This is a genomic window from Bacteroidota bacterium, from assembly GCA_016195025.1.
Classification (GTDB): Bacteria; Bacteroidota; Bacteroidia; order Palsa-948; family Palsa-948; genus Palsa-948.
Genome location: JACQAL010000043.1, coordinates 1 through 21,397 on the forward strand (window position 1 = coordinate 1; position 21,397 = coordinate 21,397).

Here is a 21,397-nt window from a genome sequence, read left to right on the forward strand (position 1 = left end):
AATGCCCCACTTCGGAAAATATTTTACGAGCATGGTATGCGTGCTTCCGAAAATTGCGCGTGCGGAAATAATATGGTCTCCTGTTTTCAGAAATGCCATGAAACTTGCGAACACAGCAGCCATTCCCGTTGCGGTGGCGTAGGCGGCTTCCGTTCCTTCGAGCAGCGCCATTTTATCTTCCAACTCTTTTACGCCCGGATTTGAAAAGCGGCTGTAAATATTTCCTGCTTTTTCTTCGGCAAACACCGCGCGCATTTCTTCTCCTGAATCAAAGGTGAAACCGGAGGTGAGAAACAGAGGAGAAGAATTTTCTTTCTCCTGCGTTTGCTTCACGCGCGTGCGGACGGCTATGGTTTCAAATCTTTTTTTCATTCACTGAAACTTTATATTCAACCTTTGCTCCTGCCATCCGCAATGTTTTTGCCACCGAACAATATTTCTCTATCGAAAGTTCAACGGCTCGCTTTGCTTTTTCGGATTCAATTTTTCCTGAAAAAATAAAGTGCGCTTTCACAGTTGTAAAAACGGCTGCACCTTTCACGTGCTCCCTTTCGCCTTCTACTTCCACTTCAAACGATTTTATTTCCTGTTTTTGTTTTTTCAGAATAGAAACCACATCAATCGCGCTGCAGGCAGCCATTGACATCAGCAAGGTTTGCATCGGTCGAACGCCCTTGTTATGCCCGCCAATTTTTTCTGCTGCATCATAGTGAACAGTTCGTCCATCTTCATTCCTGCCTTCAAAATGAAAAGCATCGTCAATCCGTTTGAGAGAAACTTTCATAGCGGAGCCAAAGGTAATTAAAGAATTATATTTGCGCGGTGCGGATAACGAGTTTTTAAGAATGCTGAAAAAGTTTACATATAACCAGCGTTTCCTATTAGAATCAGGAGAGGAATTACCTTCGCTTGAAATTGCTTTTCATACTTACGGTGAACTGAACAAGAAAAAAAACAATGCGATTTGGATTTGCCATGCGCTCACCGCAAATTCCGATTGCGCGGACTGGTGGAGCGGTTTGGTTGGAGAAGGGAAAATTTTTGACACAAAAAAATATTTTATTGTCTGCGCGAATATTCCCGGCTCGTGCTATGGAAGTTCCGGACCGCAAAGTATAAATCCAAAGACAGGCAGAAAATATTATTCGGAGTTTCCGCAAGTAACAATTCGCGACATGGTGAACGCGCATATTCTCCTGCGAAAACATTTGGGCATAGAAAAAATATTTATTGGCGCGGGCGGAAGCATGGGTGCTTACCAGATTTTGGAATGGTCGGTAATGGAGCCGAAAATTTTTGAGCGGATGATTCTGATGAATACTTCTGCAAGAGAATCTGCCTGGGGAATTGCCATTCACTCTGCACAGCGGCTTGCAATTGAAGCCGATTCCACCTGGAAAAAAGAAGCGGATGAAGCGGGCGCAAAAGGATTGAAAGCCGCGCGCGCAATCGGAATGCTCACGTACCGCAATTACCAAACTTTTGCCGCGCAGCAAACCGATGAAGACAATGAGATGCTGGACAGCTTCAAAGCATCTTCCTATATAAATCACCAGGGAGAAAAATTAGTGAATCGTTTTAATGCGCAGTCATATTGGATTTTGACAAAAGCAATGGACTCGCACAATCTTGCCCGCAGAAGAGGGAAAATGGAAAGTGTTCTGAAAAAAATAAAATCAAAAACGCTTCTACTTGGAATGAGCAGCGATATTCTTTGCCCGAACGCGGAACAAAAATTTCTTGCAAAACATTTGCAGAATGCCTCTTTGAAAATTGTGGACTCTTCTTACGGACACGATGGGTTTTTAATTGAGTGGGAGAAGTTGACGAAAATTATTTCAAGATGGCTTCGTTAATTTAATTGCATCTCCAGAATTTCTCCTTCAACTATTAATTTACCTGCAGTGGATTTTTTTATATGGTCGACCGAAACCCCGGGAGCTCGTTCAATAAGTTTAAATCCTCCTTCAGGAACAATATCATACACGCCAAGTTCGGTTACAATTTTTTTTATGCAGCGAACTCCGGTAATCGGCAGCGTGCATTTCGGAAGAAGTTTTGATTCGCCCGCTTTGTTCACCTGCTGCATGGCGACAATAATATTTTTTGCGCTCGCCACCAAATCCATTGCGCCACCCATTCCTTTAACCATCTTGCCGGGAATTTTCCAGTTGGCAATGTCTCCGTTCTCGCTTACTTCCATCGCGCCTAAAATTGTCAAGTCAACTTTCTGCGCGCGTATCATTCCAAAACTCAAAGCGGAATCAAAAATGGAAGCGCCTTTCAAAAGCGTAACCGTTTGCTTTCCTGCATTAATTAAATCCGAATCTTCTTCGCCTTCATAGGGAAAAGGACCCATTCCCAAAATTCCGTTTTCGGATTGAAGAACAATGTCAACTCCTTTTGGAACATAGTTGGCGCACAATGTCGGAATTCCGATTCCTAAATTTACATAGTAGCCGTCTTTAATTTCTTTCGCGATTCGTTTTGCGATGCCGTCTTTATCTAACATTTTTTATTTCGTATTTTTCGTACAGTTTCGTTTTTCGAAGATTTATTTTTTTCTTACGGTTCGTTGTTCAATTCGTTTCTGATAATTACTGCCTTGGAAAATTCTATGAACATAAATTCCCGGCACGTGAATGGAGTCAGGATTTAATTCTCCCGGCTGAACTAATTCTTCCACTTCGGCAATCGTAATTTTTCCGCTCATCGCTACAAGCGGAGAAAAATTCCGTGTGGTTAATCTGAAAACTAAATTTCCTATCGTATCGCCCTTCCATGCTTTCACTATGGCGAAGTCGGGCTCGAAAGCGTATTCCATTAAATAATCTTTTTCTGTTCCGTTGAATTTGAATCTCCGCACTTCTTTTCCAGCCGCGACTTCTGTTCCCACTCCCGCAGGAGTATAAATCACCGGCATTCCATAACCGCCAGCCATTAATCGTGTTGCTAACGTTCCCTGCGGAATCAAATCCACTTCCAGTTCTCCGCTGAGCATTTGCCGCTCGAACTCCGCATTTTCTCCTACGTAAGACGAAACCATTTTTTTAATTTGCTTTTTGTGAAGCAGCAAACCCAAACCGAAATCATCCACGCCCGCATTGTTGGAAATGCACGTGAGCCCTTTCACATTTTTTTTCACCAGCGCTGAAATGCAGTTCTCCGGAATTCCGCACAAGCCGAAACCACCGAGGGCAATGGTCATTCCGTCCTGTACATCTTTTACTGCTTCGTCAGCGTTTTTTACTGTCTTGTTCATATTTGAAATTTTTTCTGGTAACGAAATAACGAATTTTGTTACGAATATTACAAATCATTTCTTACTGCCAACTGCCGCTGCTACTGCCGCTCAGAAATTCTCATCTTCAGTTTTATCCCCTTCTTGTCCGCCTCCTTGTTCCATTTCTTTATTATACTTATCGCAATCCATTTCCACATTTATTTTTCCTGCGGGCTTTTCAAAATCTCCCTGGTACAAATTTATTTTTTTATCGGCATATACTTTCTGCATATAATAAGCAAAAATCGGAAGCGCCATGGAAGCGCCTTGTCCTTCTGTCATGTTGGAAAAATGAATGCCGCGGTCTTCTCCGCCCACCCATGTTCCGGTTACAAGGTCAGGAGTAATTCCCATGAACCAACCGTCAGAATGATTTTGCGTGGTGCCGGTTTTTCCTGCGAGCGGATTCATCAATTTATATTTGTAGCGAAGGCGGCTTCCGGTTCCGTTCTGCACAACGCCTTGCAGCATGGAGAGCGACACGTATGCTTTTTCTTCGTTCATCACTTCTTCGGTTTTCGGGCGGAAGTCAGCAAGCACTCTTCCGTTTTTATCTTCAATGCGCGTGACAAAAATAGGTTCAACTCGTGTTCCTTTATTTGCAAACGTGCTCATGGCACCCGTCATTTCAAAAACAGAAATATCTGCCGTGCCGAGGCAAAGCGAAGGAACGGGTTCGAGCGGAGCAGTGATTCCTAATCGTTGTGCGAACTGCACCACCGGCTCGGGACCGAATTGTTTCATGATGTAAGCAGTAACCCAGTTGATGGAAAGCGCCAACGCGAATTTCATGGTCACCATTTTTCCGTTGTATTCTTCTTCCCCGGAATTTTGCGGAGTCCATGGCGGCTGATTCGGAAGTTCAAATGTTACGGGCACATTCGGAATTTTCTGGCAAGGCGACCATCCTTCCATGATCGCGAGCGCATACACAAACGGTTTGAATGTTGAACCGACTTGCCGCGTTGCCCTGCGGTTCACATGATCATATTTGAAATGTTTGTAATTGATTCCACCTACCCATGCTTTGATGTAGCCCGTGTGCGGATCCATGCTCATCAATCCCGCCTGCAGAAAATGTTTGTAGTAGCGAATCGAATCCCATGGAGTCATCGTGGTATCAAATTCTCCGTTCCAGGAAAAAACCCGCATGGATGCAGGCATATTAAAATCTTTTTTGATTTCTTCTTCACTCATGCCTGCGGTTTTCAGGTTGTGGTAACGGTCGGAGCGATGCATAGCTGAAACCATCAGCCCGTTTATTTCTTCATTCGTCAGGCGGAAATCAAACGGAGGATTTTTTTTCTTCTGGCACTCTTTGAAAAAACTTTTCTGAATTTCTTTCATGTGTTCTTCCATAGCACGCTCGGCATATTGCTGCATGCGCGAATCAATCGTAGTGTAAATTTTTAATCCATCACGATACACATCGTATTTTGTTCCATCGGGTTTCGGATTTTCGTCAATCCATTTCCGCATGAAATCATCGCGCAGGTATTCGCGGAAGTAAGGAGCGATGCCAAGGTTGTGGTCTTCGGGCTGGAAATTTAATCCGAGCGGAAGTTTTTTCAGCGAATCAAATTTTTGTTCGGATAAATATCCATACTTCACCATTTGCGCCATCACCACATTTCGCCTTTGCAGCGTTGTGTCGGCTCTTCGCTGCGGGTTGAACAGCGCAGGATTTTTGCACATGCCCACGAGCATGGCGGCTTGTTCTGTCTTCAGTGAATCGGGCGTGGTGTTGAAATAAATTTTCGAAGCGGATTTAATTCCCACAGCAAGATTGATGAAATCAAATTTGTTGATGTACATGGTGAGGATTTCTTCCTTGGTGTATTGCTTTTCCAAACGCGCAGCAATAATCCACTCTTTAATTTTTCTTGCCACAAGTTTTATCTTCGACTGATTTTTTTCCCTGGGGAAAAGCATTTTTGCCAATTGCTGCGAGAGTGTGCTTCCGCCACCGCTGCTTTCTTCTCCGCCAATAACCGTGCGGAACAACACCCGGAACAATCCGCGCAAATCAACTCCCGAATGATCGTAGAAGCGCGCGTCTTCCGTTGCAATTAATCCGTTCACCAAAGAAGGACTGAGGTCTCTGTATTTTACGTTCACGCGATTTTCTGCATAATATTTTCCCAGAATTTTTCCATCGGAAGAAATTATTTCAGTGGCCAGATTTGTTTGCGGATTCAGAAGTTCATTCGTAGAAGGAAGTTTTCCGAACCATTCCATGGAAACCATCCACACCAAAAGAAATATCAAAAGGAAAGGAACAATCACCAGCGCCCAGAAAATGCGCAGGTATTTTTTCAGTTTCTTCTCGGGGAGTTTTTGTTTTTTCTTTTCTGGGTTTGTTTCGCTCATGGAAATAGGTGGATAAAGGTAGAAAATCTACGAAAGGCGAAACAATACGAACAATACGAAACGGAAGAGAAAATATTGTATTCATCTTTCGTATTTTTCGTACAAATTCGTTTTTCGCTGATTTATATTTTCTATCTTTGTTTTCGCTCTCAATGACCACTCCCGACATAAAAATATTTTCAGGAACTGCCAGCCATATTCTTGCGGAGAAAATCGCTTCCGCCTGCGGACAACCTCTCGGAAAAGTTTCATTAAACAAATTCAGCGATGGAGAGTTCGCTCCTTCGTTTGAAGAAACAGTTCGAGGGAATAATGTTTTTCTTGTTCAATCCACTTTTCCTCCGGCAGAAAATCTTTTTGAACTTCTGCTGATGATTGATGCGGCTAAGCGCGCTTCGGCAAAAAATATTGTGGCGGTGATTCCTTATTTTGGTTTTGCGCGGCAGGACAGAAAAGACCAGCCGCGAGTTCCTATTGGCGCAAAACTCATAGCGAATCTTCTTACTGCAGCAGGTGCAACCCGCGTGATGACGATGGATCTGCACGCTGACCAGATTCAAGGATTTTTTGAAATGCCGGTTGACCATCTTTTTGCTTCCACGATTTTTATTCCGTACATAAAAAAATTAAATCTTTCCGACCTTTCTATTGTTTCTCCGGATATTGGCGGCTCGAAGCGCGCAAATGCCTACGCGAAATATCTCGGAGCAGAAATCGCAATCTGTTACAAGCAACGAAAAAAAGCAAACGTGATTGAAAGCATGACTGTGATTGGAGAAGTGGAAGGAAGAAATGTAATTCTGCTGGATGATTTGGTAGATACTGCCGGAACTCTCTGCACCGCTGCTGATATGCTGATGGATAAAGGAGCGAAAAGTGTCCGCGCAATTTGCACGCATCCGGTTCTTTCCGGAAAAGCGTACGAGAAAATTGAAAAATCAAAAATGCTTGAGTTGATTGTGACAGATACAATTCCTCTGCAACAGGAAAGCAAAAAAATAAAAGTGATTTCGGTTGCCGAACTTTTTGCCAGCGTAATTGACAAAGTGCTGAGCCATGAATCCATCAGCGCGCATTTTATAATGTAAAAATTTAGTTCTCGGTTATTAGTTCATGAAACCAAAACCATAAACTAAAAAACCAAAACAAGAAACAACAAACTAAAAACTAAATCATCATGAACTGGAAATTAATCTTCGGCTGCTCATTGTTCGGACTGGCAATGGCAATTTCAACTGCGTTTTTTCTTCCCGGGAAAATTGAAATGATTTTTTGGCTGGCAATTTTTCTGATAGTCGCGTATCTCGTAGCGAAAAGTGCAGCAGGAAAATTTTTTCTTCACGGATTTCTAATCAGTTTAGTAAATTCTGTTTGGGTGGTGAGCGCGCACATTCTTTTCTTCAAAAATTATATGGAACTAAATCCCGAAATGTGGCAGATGCAAGCGCAAATGCCCATGCCCGAACATCCGCGCATGATGATGGCAATAATGGGACCAATCATAGGAGTTGCATTTGGAATTATTCTTGGCTTGTTCTGCTGGGCAGCTTCCAAAATGGTGAAGAAATAACTCCTTAAAAAAGTCAGCAATAATTTTGACTTTCTCAATCTAAATTTTACCTTTACCAACTCTTTTTTCAAAAACAAATTAAATCCAATAAACCAATCATAAATTTTTCCGCTATGAAAAAATTTCAACTCCAACAGTTTATACTGCTTGCCGCAGTATTGTTTACTTCATCTCTCTTTGCCCAGGACTGGGTGAAAATGATGCAAGACCCCACTGTAAATTTCTTCGATGTGCAAAAAGCATTTAACCAGTATTACACAAAAGCAGAGAAGAAAATTGAAAGAGAGAAAAAAGAAAACTACAAAATGCAGGCAACCAACCGCAATGAAGAAGAAGAAATGGAAGTTCCCGGCACTTCTATTTATAAACGCTGGGAATGGTTTCAGCAGCCGCGGGTTTCCTCTACGGGCGAACGCTTTTCTCCCGATGCCGCATGGAGAGCATCGGAACAATATAAAAAAGGATTTCAAACGATGGGAACGAAAGGCGCAGGCAATTGGACAGAAATCGGACCCAAAACTTCTTCCGGCATGTCGGGTGCAGGACGCCTGAATACTCTCCGCATAAATCCAGGCAACGCAAACACATTATATGTTTGCTCGCCTGCCGGTGGATTATGGACTTCTACCAATGGCGGTTCTTCCTGGTCGGTGATGACAGACCAGCTTCCGCAGGTAATCGGCTGCACCGATCTGGCGTTTGACCCTACTAATTCAAACACCATGTATCTGGCAACAGGAGATGGAGAGGCAGGAGATAATTATTCGGTTGGATTATTAAAATCGACCGATGGTGGAGTAACCTGGAATGCAACAGGGCTCTCGTTCAATCCCGCGCAATACCGCCTGCTAAGCAGAGTAATTGTAGACCCAACTAATGGGAATAATATTTATGTAGCAACTTCTGCCGGAATTTATAAAAGCACCAATGCTGCTTCTACTTTTACTCAGGTATTAGCCGGTTCTTTTAAAAGCATGGAACTAAAACCCGGAACGCCCTCTACCATTTATTGCTGCGGAACAGAGTTTTATTATTCCACCAACAGCGGAAGCACATGGACAAAAGCAACCGGATTTCCGGCAGCAGCTTCCCTCAGCCGCCTGACGCTTGCAGTTTCTGCTGCCAGCGCCACTACTGTATATGTCAATTCAGGATTGGCAGCGCCTAATTACGGAGAAGACGGTTTTTACAAATCAACCAACAGCGGAGTAAGTTTTACCAAAGTGAGCACGCCTTCCGGATTCGGAAATCAGGAATGGTATGACTTGCCGGTGGCGGCAAATCCTTCCAATGCAAGCGAAGTGATGATTGGCGGACAAACTATTTTCTACAAATCTACTAACGGAGGAACATCCTGGTCGCAAATTGCAAGCACGACTCACGTAGATTATCACGGTATTACCTATGATGCAACCACTCCCACCACCGTTTATATCTGCAGCGATGGTGGAGTTTATAAATCCACCAATGGCGGAACTTCATGGAGTAACAGTAATAACAATTTAGCTATTGCAGAAATATACGGCTTCGGGCAATCAACTTCTGCTACCAATCCTATTATCACAGGACATCAGGATAACGGAACCAATATCTGGAACGGCACTTCTTTCAATGCAACCATGGGAGGAGACGGGATGCTGGCATTTATCAGTTGGAGTAACAGCAACACCATGTGGGGTTCGCAATACAACGGCTCGCTGAATAAATCCACCAATGGCGGAGGTTCGTGGAGCACCATGTCGGGAATCACCGAAACTTGTCCTTGGGTTACGGAATGGAATGAAGACCCGATAACAGGAGGAACCGCTTATGCGGGCTGTGCAAATGTTTGGAAAGCCAGCGGAACAACTTTCACGAAGTTAACCGGAAACCTTGCCGGCACCAGCACGGTAACAATTACTTCCATTGGTGTTTCTCCTGCGAACAACCAAACAATATGGGCTGCAAAAGGAGGAACATTGTATAAAACCACTAATGGAGGCGGTTCGTGGTCAGCAATTTCTTCGCTGCCATCAGGAACCATTTCCGATATTGTTTGCCACAACACCGATGTGAACAAAGCGTGGGTTTCCTATTCGGGATATTCCAATTCATACAAAGTATACGAAACCACCAATGGCGGAACTTCCTGGACAAATCTTTCCGCTTCGCTTCCCAATGTGCCCATGAATTGCATGGCGTTCGATAAAAATTCAAACGATGGAATTTATGTGGGAACGGATATAGGAGTATTTTATAAAGATGCAACCATGACTGTGTGGCAGCCCTTCTATAATCAATTGCCCAATGTGGTGGTCAGCCAGATTGAAATGTATTATACAGGAAGTAAAATACGCTGTTCCACTTATGGAAGAGGCGTGTGGGAATCTACCTTATATACACCCGGAGCGTATGCGCCTATGGCAAATTTCGGTGCCGATAAATATATAGGATGCCCCAGCATGGGAGTTCAGTTCACTGATTACTCTGCTTATCAACCCACTTCGTGGAGTTGGTCTTTTCCTGGCGGAACCCCTTCTACTTCCACGCAGCAAAATCCCTTTGTAGTTTACAATACTCCGGGAACTTATAATGTTTCGCTTACTGTAACCAACGCCAACGGCTCCGACACAAAAACCGTGAACACTTATATCACCGTAAGCACCAGCCCCTATGCAGCGCCAAGCGCGACCGGAAAAAATTTCTGTGCGCCAAGTACTGTAACGCTGAATGCAACTCCTGCTGCTCCGGGAACTGTTCGCTGGTGGGACCAGCCCGCAGGCGGAAATCTTCTCGGAACAGGAAATACGTATACTACTCCAACGCTTACTACCACCACAACTTATTATGTGGATGAATCTTTCCCTTCAGGAAGTTCTTATAACGTGGGCGAGTTGGATAATACCATTGGCGCGGGCGCTATGTTCACCGCCAATGATATTCGCGGGCTTTACTTTGATGTAACGAAACCGGTAATCATTAACAGCGTTCAGGTGTATTGCAACTCTACAGGAGTGCGCACCATTGAAATCATTGATGCGAACGGAAATCTTGTTACTGATACCACGCTGAATATAAACGCAGCCCCAAGCACGCTTCAAACGGTAACCATTAACCGCACGGTATATCCTGGAACCAGTTATTTTATCAAGTTCCGCGGAACGGTGGATTGTTACCGCAACTCGGCAGGAGCGGTGTATCCTTACACTTCGCCAGATATTAATATTACAAACAGCAACGCGGGATTGCCTGGTTATTATTACTTCTTCTACAACTGGACATACACCGAAATTGTCTGCAACACCGCGCGCACTTCAGTTACAGTTACGGACACTTGTTTGACGGGAATGAATGATTTGTTCGCGAACAATTACATGGATGTTTATCCCAACCCAAGCAACGGAGTATTCAATGTTGCTTTCCATATTGATAATACCGATAACTATGTAATAAAGGTTGCAAACGCTGTCGGGCAAACTGTGTATGAAGAAAAATTAGAAAACTTCAGCGGAACATACTCCAATAAAATTAACCTTGCTTCCATGAGAAAAGGAGTTTACCTGCTGAGCGTTTCAAATTCGAAAAACCAATCCGTGAAAAAGGTGCTTATTTATTAATGTACTTTTCTTGGAGAAATGTAAAAGGGCTTGCGGAAATGCAAGCCCTTTTTATTTTGTTTCAAGTGAAAATTATTTCATGCTTTCTTCCCCATTGGGGTTTACTCACAGATTTTTTATTTTTTTAATTGTGTTTGTGAATGCTTCGCATTTCGCTGCTCTCCACAAAATACATTTCAATCTCTCCTTTGTTCTTGGCGGGGATTTTTCCGCGGTGGGTGAATACTAATCCTTCAAGGTTTTGAAAACCTTGAAGGATTTGGTACGTTGCACCCGAAATATTTATTTTTCCCGGCTCGCCAGAAGATTCCATTCGCGATGCAGTATTCACCGTGTCTCCCCAAATATCATAGGCGAATTTTTTATCGCCAACCACTCCTGCGGTGACGGAACCGCTATGGATTCCTATTCTTAATTGCCATTTATTATTTTGTTCTTTCATCCAAGATTGGATTTCGATTCCCGCTTTTACAATTTCTTCTGCGTGATTTGTGTTTGGAGTTGGCAATCCGCTTGCGCACATGTATGCATCACCAATGGTTTTTATTTTTTCAATATTGTACTTAGAAATAATTTCGTCAAATTTTTTGAAAAGGAAATCTAATTCTGAAACTAACTCTTCCGCAGAAAGTTTTTCGGCAATGGTGGTGAATCCTTTGAAGTCGGTGAACATGACGGTTACGCTTTCATAATATTTCGGAGATGCTTTCCCTTTTGATTTTAATTCTCTTGCTGTTTCAACGGGAAGAATATTCAGCAAAAGTTTTTCTGATTTTTTTCTTTCGCGGAAAATGAAAATGGAAAGTATTAGCACAACTAATAATCCTCCCGCCACAGACCAAATCACAATCTTCTGCCGGTTCAACTGAGCATCTTGTAATTCTTTGTCTTTGTTCAATAAATTTATTTGCTGTTCTTTCTTCTCAGTTTCATATTTGGTTTGCATTTCGGCAATTTGTTTGCTGCTTTCTTCGTTGAGTAAAGAATCTTTTAAGTCGGAATATTTTTTGTGGTATTCATAGGCATTCTTGTAGTCTTTTAATGAATCATAGGTAACCGAAAAACCTTCATAGGCATCTTTCCGGCCTTCCTTAAATCCAATGGAAGAAGTCAGCTTTAAACTTTTTTCATAGGAAGAAAGTGCTTTTGAATATTGTTTTAATTCCCTGCTGCAATTTCCCATATTAACTAAAACCGCAGCAATGCTGTTTTTATCGCCTAACTCTTCCATAATGGCAAGACATTGCGAGTGATATTCCATGGCTTTTGAAAAATTTTTCTGTTCCTTGTAAACATTCCCGATATTGTTCAATGTGGAGGCAATATCTTTTTTGTCTCCAAGTTCTTTTTTTATTTTCAGCGATTGCAAATAATAGTCGAGCGCCTTTTCGTAATCCTTCTTTTTTTTGGAACGGTTGGCAATATCAACATAAACAATTCCGATATTGGTGAGCGATTTTGCATAGCCGCTTTTATCTCCCACTTCTTTTTTCAACGCAAGTGATTTAAAATGGTATTCCAGGGATTTTTGATAATTTTTTTGACGCCAATATATAATTCCAATATTGTTCCATAATGCAGCAATTTCTTTTTTGTCGCCCATTTCTTCCCTGATTTTTAACGCTTCAAAATAATATTCGAGCGTCTTCGTGTAGTTTCCCAAATAGGAATTATCCACGCCAAGATTGTTAAGCGATTTTGCAATGCTTGCTTTGTCTTTTATTTCGCGGCTGATTTTCAGCGCCCGCTCGTGGCATTCCAGCGCTTTGTTTGAATTGCCTTTGTTTTTATGGAGGAGCCCGATAGCATTCAGCCAACTCGCCTCATTTTTTTTATCACCGGTCTTTTGCGCAAGCGCGAGCGCATCATTTCCATATTGCAGCGCTTTATCGGGCGCATTGTTGCATTCTTTGAAAAGAGAAACAAAGATTTTTAATTTAAGGGAATCAACTTCGGTCGAGTTCAAAATTTTTTCAAGCGAATCAATTTTTTTTGACTGGGCGAAAAGCGGGGAAATGAAAAAAAAGCAGCATGAGAAAAGAAAAAATATTTTTTTCATTTAAAGATAAAGTAACTTATTTGCCGGCAGAAAATTTCGTTGAGATATGCCTCAGGTTTCTATAAATTCAATCTGGAGTTTTTTGAGAAGTTTTGAAAACTCTTCGCCCGATTCCTTCATGTCTTCATCCCGCCTGTCGTAATACCATTTTGCTTTTACAGGGTAGCCCTCCTGCGCCATTTTATCTAATTGAAGAAGCACATCCATAATAAATTTGGCAGAAGTGGAATTGAAATAATCAAACTTAAATTCAAAAATTTTCGGAGGAATATTATTTACTTTATCTTTTTCCCAATACAAAACGCTTTGGTATTGCTGCAGCCATTCGAGCAGCGGAATATAAAACTTGCTTGTGTTTTCGGGGCGCGATTCTCCCGAAATCTCAAAGAAGTTTTTCAGCGGGTCGAAAACCACCTTGGGTGAAAAATCGCTGGGCTCTATTACTAATGCGTTCATAGTTTAGTTCAGGGGTATTTTTGCCTGTATAATATAAAAGGAAATTTCCTTTGTTACAGGACGAAATTCATATTCCAGTTTGTTTCCCGATTTGATGGCGATGTCAATAATTCCCAGCCCGGCATTGTCTCTTTCCAGAGGCGATTCCTTTGCCAGCGTGGCGCGGTAATATTCCTGCAATCCTTTTTTATCGAGCGAATTCACGAGTTCAATTTTTTTTATCAGCAAATCAATCTGGTTGTTTGGAATATGATTGCCGGTAATGATGAAATAAAATCCGTTACTGCGGCTTAACATGAAAATGGGAGGCGAATACCTGCCGAGCACTTTTTCAATGTCATTTGCAATCCAATGCTTGGCAATATTGTCGAGGCATTCCACAATAATTCCGTACAGGCGCTTTTGAGTAACAATATCCACATTGGAATTGCTCATGTCCTCCTTCAGATTTTTCAAAAGGGAAGTAGTTACCTGATGGGTAAGTTCGCCCATGAACGACATAATTACATTGCGCTCGTTCATGAACTGATGAATCTCCAACGCTTCAGTTATCTCTTTTGATTTTGACATAAGGGGAGTTTCCGGGGATAAATGAAAACTCAGATTCACAAATTTAGGAAAATATTTTTTCTGCATCGAAAAAATAATTTTGGAGGAAATTGCATACCTTTGCGCTGGTGAAGTACAAAAGAATTCTCCTCAAACTCAGCGGTGAAGCCCTCATGGGCGAAAAACAATTCGGCATCGACCATAACCGCCTTCACCAGTATGCCGAAGAGATAAAACAAGTTGCCGATAAAAAAGTTCAGGTTGCCGTTGTAATCGGTGGCGGAAATATTTTTCGCGGCATACAAGGAAATACCGAAAATGATTTTGACCGCGTGCAGGGCGATTACATGGGAATGCTTGCCACGGTAATAAACAGCATGGCGCTGCAAATGTCTTTGGAAAAAGTCGGTTTGCAAACGCGCCTTCTTTCCGCCATTAAGATGGAACAGATTTGCGAACCGTTTATTCGCAGAAGAGCCGTGCGGCATTTGGAAAAAGGACGAGTGGTGATTTTTGGAGCCGGAACCGGAAATCCTTATTTCACTACCGACACTGCCGCCTCGCTGCGCGCCATAGAAATTGAAGCCGATGTGATTTTAAAAGGCACGCGCGTGGACGGAATTTATTCTGCCGACCCGGAAAAAAATAAAGATGCCATCCGCTTTGATACAATTTCTTTTGATGAAGTTTATAAAAGAAAACTTCAGGTAATGGATATGACGGCATTCACACTCTGCAAGGAAAATAAAATTCCCATTATTGTTTTTGACATGAACAAGCCCGGCAACTTGAAAAAAGTTGTGGTGGGAGAGCAGGTGGGAACGCTGGTGGAATTTTAATTTGCCTCCATTAAACTACATCCGCGCAAATCGCTGTTATCCATTCTTCCCAGCACTTCGAATGAACCATCGCTGTGAATTTTTCCTACATCCTGCGTGGCAATAAAAGAACAGGAATAAATATTTGCCAAATCAATAATGTTGAGCGCACCTGTTTTCCCCGGTGAAAGAATTTGAAACGGGTCATTCACATCACGCGCGAAAACTTTCATCCATGGAGGAGATTTGAAAATTCCATTTCCTGTTGAATATGCTTGAGATAAAAGTTCTGTCATGCCATACTCGGAGTGAATTTTTTTTATTCTGAATTTTTCAGAAAGAATTTTATGAAGTTGTTCGCGCGTGATTTCTTCTCTTCTTCCTTTCATTCCGCCCGTTTCCATTACAATTAAGTTTTCCAAACCCTCAAGCGGAGAAGACCCGCCTGCGGAACGGGCAGGAATTTTTTCTGCCAGTTCTAGCAAAGCAAATGAAACTCCGAATAAAATTATTTTTTGTTTTTTCTTCAGCAGGATATTAATTGCCTGCAAAATATTTTCATCTTTCGCAGTATAAAATGCACTGTATTTGTTTCGGCTCCTTTTTATCAAATCCATTGTCATATAAAGCAGCGAAGAATTTTTGTTTGCATAATAAGAAGGAAGAACGGCAAGAACGGCATACTGTTTTGGTTCTCCGTAAAAAAGTTGAAAACACTTCCGGAAATTTTTTTCGTAAATAGAAATATCGGAAACACAATGCTTACTTCTTTCCATTCCGCTTGTGCCGCTGCTGAGAAAAACTGATGACTGACGACTGACGACTGACGACTGGCGACTGATTATTTCATGCGTTTTAAAAAATTCTATCGGAAGAAATGGAATTTCCGAAGTGATTTTTATTTTTTCAGAAACAATTCCCAACTGCTCAATATATTTTTTATAAACAGGATTTTTTTTTGCCTGAAAGCGAAAAATTTTTAGCGCTGCCGCCTCAAAATCTTTTTTGCTTCGGATGGAAAAAATTTCGCGCGGAGTCACAGCAGAAAATTACGGAAAGGTAATAGCAGGAGTGGAAATGCGGTTGCTTTTATTCCGCGCCTCGTCATACATATATACATCTAATTTAATCTTCTTAAAAACATTAATCCAGGGTTTTATCTTGGCATAAATCAATCCTTTCATGGGCTGGCTCTTTTCTCCCTCTTTTAAAACCAGCGGCACTCTGTAATAATAGGTAATAGTATCCAGGCGAGTTGTAGTATTAGAAGGAAAAGCAGGAGCCCAAATGCCCGATGAATCCCAAAACTCAACCATATAAAAATTTCCATTCTTGAAAATGCCGGTTGAGTCGGCTTTCTCCAGCCCAATATCGCCTTCATTGTCGGTAAATGAAACAACCAGTTCAACAGAATCTTTCGAATAGGGCATGGAGGGAAGAGGTTTTCCATAACTAAGAAAATTCTTATACGCAATAACCGGCTGCGAAGGGTATTCGGGCTTTTTTACGCAGGAATAAATAGTGGCACCTGCAAATAAGAATAATAGGAGGTATGGAATTCTAAGTTTCACCTGCAATTTATAGAAACAAATATAAGGAATATTCTAACAAAAATTTTGCCCTGTCCAAGAATATTTGCATCTTTACAGTCCTGAAAAACAACTACACAACCATTCCAATGAAAAAATATTTTATTGCGGGAATTTTTTTTCTCTCGGCAGCCGTTTTCTCTTTTGGCCAGGATGTTCACTTTTCCCAGTACAACCTCACTCCCCTTGTAATTAATCCTGCGCAGGCGGGCGCGTACAAAAATTTCGAGGCGATTATTAATTATAAAAATCAATGGACGAGCATTTCGCCCAACGCCTATAAAACCATGATGGTTGAAGCCGATGGGCGCTTCAAACAAAAACAGTGGAAAACAAAATGGCTGGCAGGAGGAATTAATTTTTATACCGATAAAGCCGGTGACGGAAATATGAAAACAAATTCTGTGAGCGGTTCTTTCGGCTATCACACGCAGTTGAATGACCAGAATACTTTAGGCGGCTGCTTAATGGCTGGCTTTACCGGCAGAAGCATTGATTATACCAAATTGCAATGGGATGAGCAATATCAAAACGGTTCTTATAGTTCAAGCAATCCAAGCGGAGAAACAGTAAATCAAACCAGCAATAAATTCGGTTATCCCGATTTTGGAATGGGAATTCTTTACCAATACAACAAAGGGCAAATGTATTCCACTGCGAACGATATGTTTATCATTCATAGCGGGCTTTCTTTATTTCATTTGAACAAACCCAAATATTCTTTTTACGGAAACACCGATGAAAAACTTTATGTGAAAGTTATCGGGCATGTAGATGCAATCATTGGAATAAAAAATACAAACTTTGCTGTTGTTCCCGGATTTTTATACATGGGGCAAGGACCTTCGCATGAAGTTCTTCCCGGTTGCTATTTCCGTTACATGCTTCGCGAAGAATCTAAATTCACCGGCTATGTAAAGGGGGCGTCTATAATGGTAGGAACTCATCTCCGCGTGAAAGATGCGTTCATTCCCTCTGTTCAGCTTGAAGTGGCAGAATATACTCTCGGAATCAGTTACGATATGAACGTTTCAGGATTGAAGACAGCAACATCAGGCAAAGGCGGCTTTGAAATTTCATTACGCTATGGAAATCCGAACCCGTTCCTTTACAAATCGGCAGCAAGCTTCCAGTAAGAACTTTTTTCTGTTTGAAAGAAACCCTCATCGTTAATAAACTTTGAGGGTTTTTTATTTCTTCAATTCGCTGCGCGTATTACATTTGCAAGCCACGAATTTCACTAATTAACGAAAAAAATAATTAGTGATAATTCGTGTAATTAGTGGCTTATGACAATTGACCAATTCATCAATTCCAGTTTAGGCAGAAAAGCAGTGATGTCGCTCACCGGACTTTTTCTCATTGTGTTTTTATGTGAACATCTTTACGGAAATCTTCTTCTTTATTATAATGATGGCGGAGCAGCGTTTATCGAATATTCTCACACGCTTGTTCACAGCATCCTTATTAGAACAGTTGAAGTTGTTTTGTTTGCAGCAATAATCATCCATGTGGTGCAGGCAATTTATCTCACGAAACAAAATTCAGATGCGCGACCGGTAAAATATGCAATGCACAAAACAAATGAAACATCTTCGTGGTTTTCGCGCAATATGGGAATTACAGGAAGCGTGATTTTATTTTTCATCGTTGTTCACCTCAACCATTTTTTTGTTCCGTATAGAATTACAGATGCCGTTGGTGGCGAAGGGCAAATGAATGTTGCACAAATGGTGAAGGATGGATTTCACAACGGATGGTTTGTTTTGCTCTATGTAACTTCCTGTTTGTTTCTCGCTTTTCATCTCAATCACGGTTTTCAATCCGCATTTCGTTCTCTCGGATTGAACAATAAAAAATATCACAAACTGATTTCTCTCACAGGAAGTTTTTTTGCGTTCGGAATTGTGTTTGTTGGCTTCGCAAGCATTCCTGTTTTATTTTACTTCGGCATTGCCGGAAATACTTTTTAATTTATGTCTGAAAAATTAAAGTCAAAAATACCAAGCGGACATCTCGAAACAAAGTGGACAAACTATAAATCCACTGTTCCGCTCGTAAATCCTGCCAACAAAAGAAGTTTGGAAATTATTGTGGTCGGTTCAGGGCTTGCGGGTTCTTCTGCTGCCGCTTCGCTTGCTGAACTTGGTTACAAAGTAAAATGTTTTTGCTTCCAGGATTCTCCGAGGCGCGCGCATTCTATCGCGGCACAGGGCGGAATCAACGCGGCAAAAAATTATCAGAACGATGGCGATTCGGTTTACAGATTATTTTACGATACAATTAAAGGCGGAGATTACAGAGCGAGAGAAGGAAATGTTTACCGCCTTGCGGAAGTTTCTTCCAACATTATTGACCAATGCGTGGCGCAGGGAGTTCCGTTCGCGCGTGAGTATGGCGGATATCTGAGCAACCGTTCATTCGGTGGAACGCAGGTGCAACGAACTTTTTACGCAGCAGGACAAACCGGACAACAACTTTTGCTCGGAGCATATTCTGCTCTCGAAAGACAAGTTGGACTCGGAACTGTAAAAATGTTTTCACGCCACGAAATGCTGGAAGTGGTGGTGATTGACGGAAAGGCAAGAGGAATTATTGCGCGCGATCTGATTTCCGGAAAACTGGAAAGGCATTTCGGTCACGCGGTTCTTCTCTGCACGGGCGGCTATGGAAATGTTTTTTATCTCTCAACAAATGCGATGGGCTGCAATGTAACCGCAAACTGGAAAGCGCATAAGAAAGGTGCCTTCTTCGGAAATCCCTGCTACACGCAAATTCATCCGACTTGCATTCCTGTTTCCGGTGACCATCAATCAAAATTAACTTTGATGAGCGAATCCCTTCGCAACGATGGACGAATCTGGGTTCCGAAAACAAAAAGCGATACCAGAAAAGCAAATGAAATTCCTGAAGACGAACGCGATTATTATTTGGAGAGAAGATATCCCGCCTTCGGAAATTTAGTTCCGCGCGATGTAGCTTCGCGTGCTGCGAAAGAAAGATGCGATGAAGGATTTGGCGTTGGCGCTTCGAAAATGGCGGTGTATCTCGATTTCGCTTCCGCCTATGAGCGCTACGGAAAAACTCAGGCGAACAAAACAAATCTTCATAATCCAACGGCAGAAAAAATTATTTCTCTTGGCAAAGAAATCGTCAAAGAAAAATATGGAAATCTTTTCGAGATGTATGAAAAAATTACGGGAGAAAATCCATACGAAGTTCCGATGCGGATTTATCCTGCCGTGCATTATGTGATGGGCGGGTTGTGGGTTGATTACGATTTGATGACGACCGTTCCCGGAATGTACGCACTGGGCGAAGCAAATTTTTCCGACCACGGTGCGAATCGTCTCGGTGCTTCTGCGCTTATGCAGGGATTGGCTGACGGATATTTTGTGATTCCCTATACAATCGGTTCGTATCTCTCTTCTGAAATCCGCACGAAAGCAATTTCCACCGAGTACGAAGCGTTTGCGGAAGCAGAGAAAAAAGTTCAGGAAAATATTGATACGCTGATGAACATTCGCGGAACAAAATCAGTTGACCATTTTCATAAACGCCTCGGAAAAATAATGTGGGATAAATGCGGAATGGGACGCAACGCGAAAGGTTTGACCGAAGCGATTTCAGAAATAAAAAATCTCCGCGAAGAATTCTGGAAAGATGTGCGCATTCCCGGAATACAAAATGAATTAAATCCCGAACTGGAAAAAGCAGGACGTGTGGCAGATTTTCTCGAACTCGGTGAACTGATGTGCAAAGATGCGCTTCATCGCAATGAAAGTTGTGGCGGGCATTTCCGCGAGGAATACCAAACCGAAGACGGAGAAGCAAAACGCGATGATGAAAATTTTACTTATGCGGCCGCCTGGGAATTTAAAAATGTTGGAGAGTGGGAATTGAATAAAGAAGATTTGAATTTTGAAGTTGTTCATCCAACGCAAAGAAGTTACAAGTAATGCGTCATTGCGAGCGAAGCGAAGCAATCTCACAATTGACAAAAAAGAAAATATAATATGAATCTTACTCTCAAAGTCTGGCGGCAAAAAAATAAATCCGACAAAGGCGGATTCGCCACTTATGCGGTTGATGGAATTTCCGAGGACATGTCTTTTCTAGAAATGTTCGATGTGCTGAATGAGCGCCTCATCGCGAAAGGTGAAGAGCCAATCGCTTTCGACCACGATTGCCGCGAGGGAATTTGCGGAATGTGTTCGATGTTTATCAATGGCCGCGCGCACGGGCCGAACAAAGGAACAACAACCTGCCAACTGCACATGCGCTTTTTCAAAGACGGAGATACGATTGTTGTGGAACCGTGGAGAGCGAAAGGATTTCCGGTGATAAAAGATTTGGTGGTTGACCGCACCGCGTTCGACCGCATTATGGCGGCAGGCGGATTTGTTTCCGTGAGCACCGGCAACGCAAAAGACGCAAATAATATTCCCATTCCGAAACCGGATGCGGATGAAGCATTTGGCGCTGCCGCTTGCATTGGCTGCGGAGCGTGCGTGGCTTCGTGCAAAAATTCCGCTGCGATGCTTTTTGTTTCAGCAAAAGTTTCTCAACTCGCGCTTCTTCCTCAGGGACAAGTGGAAAGAAAACAACGCGTGCAAAGCATGGTGGCGCAGATGGACGAAGAAGGATTCGGCAACTGCACAATGACCGGCTCCTGCGAAGCGGATTGTCCGAAAGAAATTTCCATCCTGCATATTGCGAGGATGAACAGAGAATATATGATGTCAAACATAATCGAATAAAAAATGGACGCACACAACATCACCACCGCATTTCAATTAGACGGATTTCAGATTACAAAAAATCTCGGAATCGTAAGAGGAATTACCGTTCGCTCGCGCAGTGTGCTCGGAAATATTGGCGCGGGATTTCAGGCGCTGGTGGGCGGAAATATTTCCATTTACACCGAGCTCTGCGAGAAGGCGCGCATCGAAGCGTTTGAAATTATGATTCGCCACGCAGAACAAATCGGAGCGAATGCAATTATCGGAATGCGCTACGATGCCAATGAAGTTTCAGCGGGAATCACGGAAGTTCTCTGCTATGGAACTGCGGTTGTGGTTGAGAAAGCATAGTTCTTATTTTTGCT

General features: G+C 42.3%; 20 protein-coding genes. 10 read left to right on the top strand and 10 right to left on the bottom strand.

Annotation, left to right across the window (positions count from 1 at the left end; translation table 11 throughout):
- Together HY063_08980 and HY063_08985 are read right to left on the bottom strand one after the other, a co-directional pair.
- Positions 1–372: PLP-dependent transferase (locus HY063_08980; protein ID MBI3501915.1), on the bottom strand; the 372-nt coding region annotated here is incomplete at its 3' end.
- Complete coding sequence (locus HY063_08985) at positions 356–784, bottom strand: OsmC family protein (protein MBI3501916.1); 429 nt, start codon at positions 782–784, stop codon at positions 356–358. The genes HY063_08980 and HY063_08985, both read right to left, overlap by 17 nt.
- A 61-nt stretch (positions 785–845) precedes the next feature.
- On the opposite strand from HY063_08985, the gene metX reads away from it, so the two are divergent.
- Positions 846–1,856 carry a homoserine O-acetyltransferase gene (gene metX / locus HY063_08990; GenBank protein MBI3501917.1) on the top strand — a complete coding sequence of 337 codons (1,011 nt, stop codon included), beginning with the start codon at positions 846–848 and terminating at the stop codon, positions 1,854–1,856.
- Here the strand turns inward: metX and HY063_08995 are convergent.
- The 3 genes from HY063_08995 to HY063_09005 all read right to left on the bottom strand — a co-directional run bounded on the left by HY063_08995 (position 1,853) and on the right by HY063_09005 (position 5,653).
- The gene (locus HY063_08995; GenBank protein MBI3501918.1) at positions 1,853–2,512 is read right to left on the bottom strand and encodes a CoA transferase subunit B; all 660 of its coding nucleotides are present in this window, start codon (positions 2,510–2,512) and stop codon (positions 1,853–1,855) included. The genes metX and HY063_08995 overlap by 4 nt on opposite strands.
- 42 nt (positions 2,513–2,554) lie before the next feature.
- On the bottom strand, positions 2,555–3,262 hold the full coding sequence (locus HY063_09000) for a CoA transferase subunit A (protein ID MBI3501919.1): 708 nt from the start codon (positions 3,260–3,262) through the stop codon (positions 2,555–2,557).
- Positions 3,263–3,352: 90 nt separating this feature from the next.
- Positions 3,353–5,653, bottom strand: coding sequence for a transglycosylase domain-containing protein (locus HY063_09005; GenBank protein MBI3501920.1), 2,301 nt, complete (start codon positions 5,651–5,653; stop codon positions 3,353–3,355).
- A 152-nt stretch (positions 5,654–5,805) separates the two neighbouring features.
- On the opposite strand from HY063_09005, the gene HY063_09010 reads away from it, so the two are divergent.
- From HY063_09010 to HY063_09020, 3 genes are all read left to right on the top strand, one after another.
- Positions 5,806–6,741 carry a ribose-phosphate pyrophosphokinase gene (locus HY063_09010; protein ID MBI3501921.1) on the top strand — a complete coding sequence of 312 codons (936 nt, stop codon included), beginning with the start codon at positions 5,806–5,808 and terminating at the stop codon, positions 6,739–6,741.
- An 89-nt stretch (positions 6,742–6,830) separates the two neighbouring features.
- Entirely contained in the window at positions 6,831–7,223 is a 393-nt protein-coding gene (locus HY063_09015) for a hypothetical protein (GenBank protein ID MBI3501922.1), read from the top strand.
- Between the two features lie 113 nt (positions 7,224–7,336).
- On the top strand, positions 7,337–10,819 hold the full coding sequence (locus HY063_09020) for a T9SS type A sorting domain-containing protein (protein MBI3501923.1): 3,483 nt from the start codon (positions 7,337–7,339) through the stop codon (positions 10,817–10,819).
- Positions 10,820–10,943: 124 nt separating this feature from the next.
- On the opposite strand, the gene HY063_09025 is transcribed toward HY063_09020, so the two are convergent.
- The 3 genes from HY063_09025 to HY063_09035 are packed head-to-tail and all read right to left on the bottom strand — an operon-like array spanning position 10,944 to position 13,904.
- Positions 10,944–12,878 (bottom strand): tetratricopeptide repeat protein, encoded by a 1,935-nt coding sequence (locus HY063_09025; GenBank protein MBI3501924.1) that lies wholly within the window; start codon positions 12,876–12,878, stop codon positions 10,944–10,946.
- Positions 12,879–12,929: 51 nt separating this feature from the next.
- Positions 12,930–13,334, bottom strand: a complete 405-nt coding sequence (locus HY063_09030; GenBank protein MBI3501925.1) for a DUF1987 domain-containing protein — start codon at positions 13,332–13,334, stop codon at positions 12,930–12,932.
- A gap of 3 nt (positions 13,335–13,337) precedes the next feature.
- The gene (locus HY063_09035; GenBank protein MBI3501926.1) at positions 13,338–13,904 is read right to left on the bottom strand and encodes a hypothetical protein; all 567 of its coding nucleotides are present in this window, start codon (positions 13,902–13,904) and stop codon (positions 13,338–13,340) included.
- Positions 13,905–14,011: 107 nt separating this feature from the next.
- Here HY063_09035 and HY063_09040 point away from each other — a divergent pair, with 107 nt between their 5' ends.
- Positions 14,012–14,722 carry a UMP kinase gene (locus HY063_09040; protein ID MBI3501927.1) on the top strand — a complete coding sequence of 237 codons (711 nt, stop codon included), beginning with the start codon at positions 14,012–14,014 and terminating at the stop codon, positions 14,720–14,722.
- On the opposite strand, the gene HY063_09045 is transcribed toward HY063_09040, so the two are convergent.
- Positions 14,719–15,741, bottom strand: a complete 1,023-nt coding sequence (locus HY063_09045; protein MBI3501928.1) for an acyl transferase — start codon at positions 15,739–15,741, stop codon at positions 14,719–14,721. The two genes, HY063_09040 and HY063_09045, sit on opposite strands and share 4 nt — an antisense overlap.
- Before the next feature lie 9 nt (positions 15,742–15,750).
- Positions 15,751–16,272 (bottom strand): hypothetical protein, encoded by a 522-nt coding sequence (locus tag HY063_09050; GenBank protein MBI3501929.1) that lies wholly within the window; start codon positions 16,270–16,272, stop codon positions 15,751–15,753.
- A 107-nt stretch (positions 16,273–16,379) separates the two neighbouring features.
- Here HY063_09050 and HY063_09055 point away from each other — a divergent pair, with 107 nt between their 5' ends.
- From HY063_09055 to HY063_09075, 5 genes are all read left to right on the top strand, one after another.
- Positions 16,380–17,426 (top strand): PorP/SprF family type IX secretion system membrane protein, encoded by a 1,047-nt coding sequence (locus HY063_09055; protein ID MBI3501930.1) that lies wholly within the window; start codon positions 16,380–16,382, stop codon positions 17,424–17,426.
- A gap of 153 nt (positions 17,427–17,579) precedes the next feature.
- Positions 17,580–18,263, top strand: coding sequence for a succinate dehydrogenase cytochrome b subunit (locus HY063_09060; GenBank protein ID MBI3501931.1), 684 nt, complete (start codon positions 17,580–17,582; stop codon positions 18,261–18,263).
- Between the two features lie 3 nt (positions 18,264–18,266).
- Positions 18,267–20,249, top strand: a complete 1,983-nt coding sequence (locus tag HY063_09065) for a fumarate reductase/succinate dehydrogenase flavoprotein subunit (protein ID MBI3501932.1) — start codon at positions 18,267–18,269, stop codon at positions 20,247–20,249.
- A 57-nt stretch (positions 20,250–20,306) separates the two neighbouring features.
- Positions 20,307–21,050, top strand: coding sequence for a succinate dehydrogenase/fumarate reductase iron-sulfur subunit (locus tag HY063_09070; GenBank protein MBI3501933.1), 744 nt, complete (start codon positions 20,307–20,309; stop codon positions 21,048–21,050).
- 3 nt (positions 21,051–21,053) lie between these two features.
- Positions 21,054–21,383, top strand: a complete 330-nt coding sequence (locus tag HY063_09075; protein MBI3501934.1) for a YbjQ family protein — start codon at positions 21,054–21,056, stop codon at positions 21,381–21,383.
- The last annotated feature ends 14 nt before the right edge of the window (positions 21,384–21,397 follow it).

Excerpts from the sequence above, each read along its gene's own strand:
- HY063_09015 (MBI3501922.1), top strand. The coding sequence starts at position 6,831 with ATGAACTGGAAATTAATCTTCGGCTGCTCATTGTTCGGACTGGCAATG.
- HY063_08985 (MBI3501916.1), bottom strand. The coding sequence starts at position 784 with ATGAAAGTTTCTCTCAAACGGATTGACGATGCTTTTCATTTTGAAGGC.
- metX (MBI3501917.1), top strand. The coding sequence starts at position 846 with ATGCTGAAAAAGTTTACATATAACCAGCGTTTCCTATTAGAATCAGGA.
- HY063_09075 (MBI3501934.1), top strand. The coding sequence starts at position 21,054 with ATGGACGCACACAACATCACCACCGCATTTCAATTAGACGGATTTCAG.
- HY063_09070 (MBI3501933.1), top strand. The coding sequence starts at position 20,307 with ATGAATCTTACTCTCAAAGTCTGGCGGCAAAAAAATAAATCCGACAAA.
- HY063_09020 (MBI3501923.1), top strand. The coding sequence starts at position 7,337 with ATGAAAAAATTTCAACTCCAACAGTTTATACTGCTTGCCGCAGTATTG.
- HY063_09065 (MBI3501932.1), top strand. The coding sequence starts at position 18,267 with ATGTCTGAAAAATTAAAGTCAAAAATACCAAGCGGACATCTCGAAACA.
- HY063_09035 (MBI3501926.1), bottom strand. The coding sequence starts at position 13,904 with ATGTCAAAATCAAAAGAGATAACTGAAGCGTTGGAGATTCATCAGTTC.
- HY063_09010 (MBI3501921.1), top strand. The coding sequence starts at position 5,806 with ATGACCACTCCCGACATAAAAATATTTTCAGGAACTGCCAGCCATATT.
- HY063_08995 (MBI3501918.1), bottom strand. The coding sequence starts at position 2,512 with ATGTTAGATAAAGACGGCATCGCAAAACGAATCGCGAAAGAAATTAAA.
- HY063_09025 (MBI3501924.1), bottom strand. The coding sequence starts at position 12,878 with ATGAAAAAAATATTTTTTCTTTTCTCATGCTGCTTTTTTTTCATTTCC.
- HY063_09055 (MBI3501930.1), top strand. The coding sequence starts at position 16,380 with ATGAAAAAATATTTTATTGCGGGAATTTTTTTTCTCTCGGCAGCCGTT.
- HY063_09005 (MBI3501920.1), bottom strand. The coding sequence starts at position 5,653 with ATGAGCGAAACAAACCCAGAAAAGAAAAAACAAAAACTCCCCGAGAAG.
- HY063_09000 (MBI3501919.1), bottom strand. The coding sequence starts at position 3,262 with ATGAACAAGACAGTAAAAAACGCTGACGAAGCAGTAAAAGATGTACAG.
- HY063_09030 (MBI3501925.1), bottom strand. The coding sequence starts at position 13,334 with ATGAACGCATTAGTAATAGAGCCCAGCGATTTTTCACCCAAGGTGGTT.
- HY063_09060 (MBI3501931.1), top strand. The coding sequence starts at position 17,580 with ATGACAATTGACCAATTCATCAATTCCAGTTTAGGCAGAAAAGCAGTG.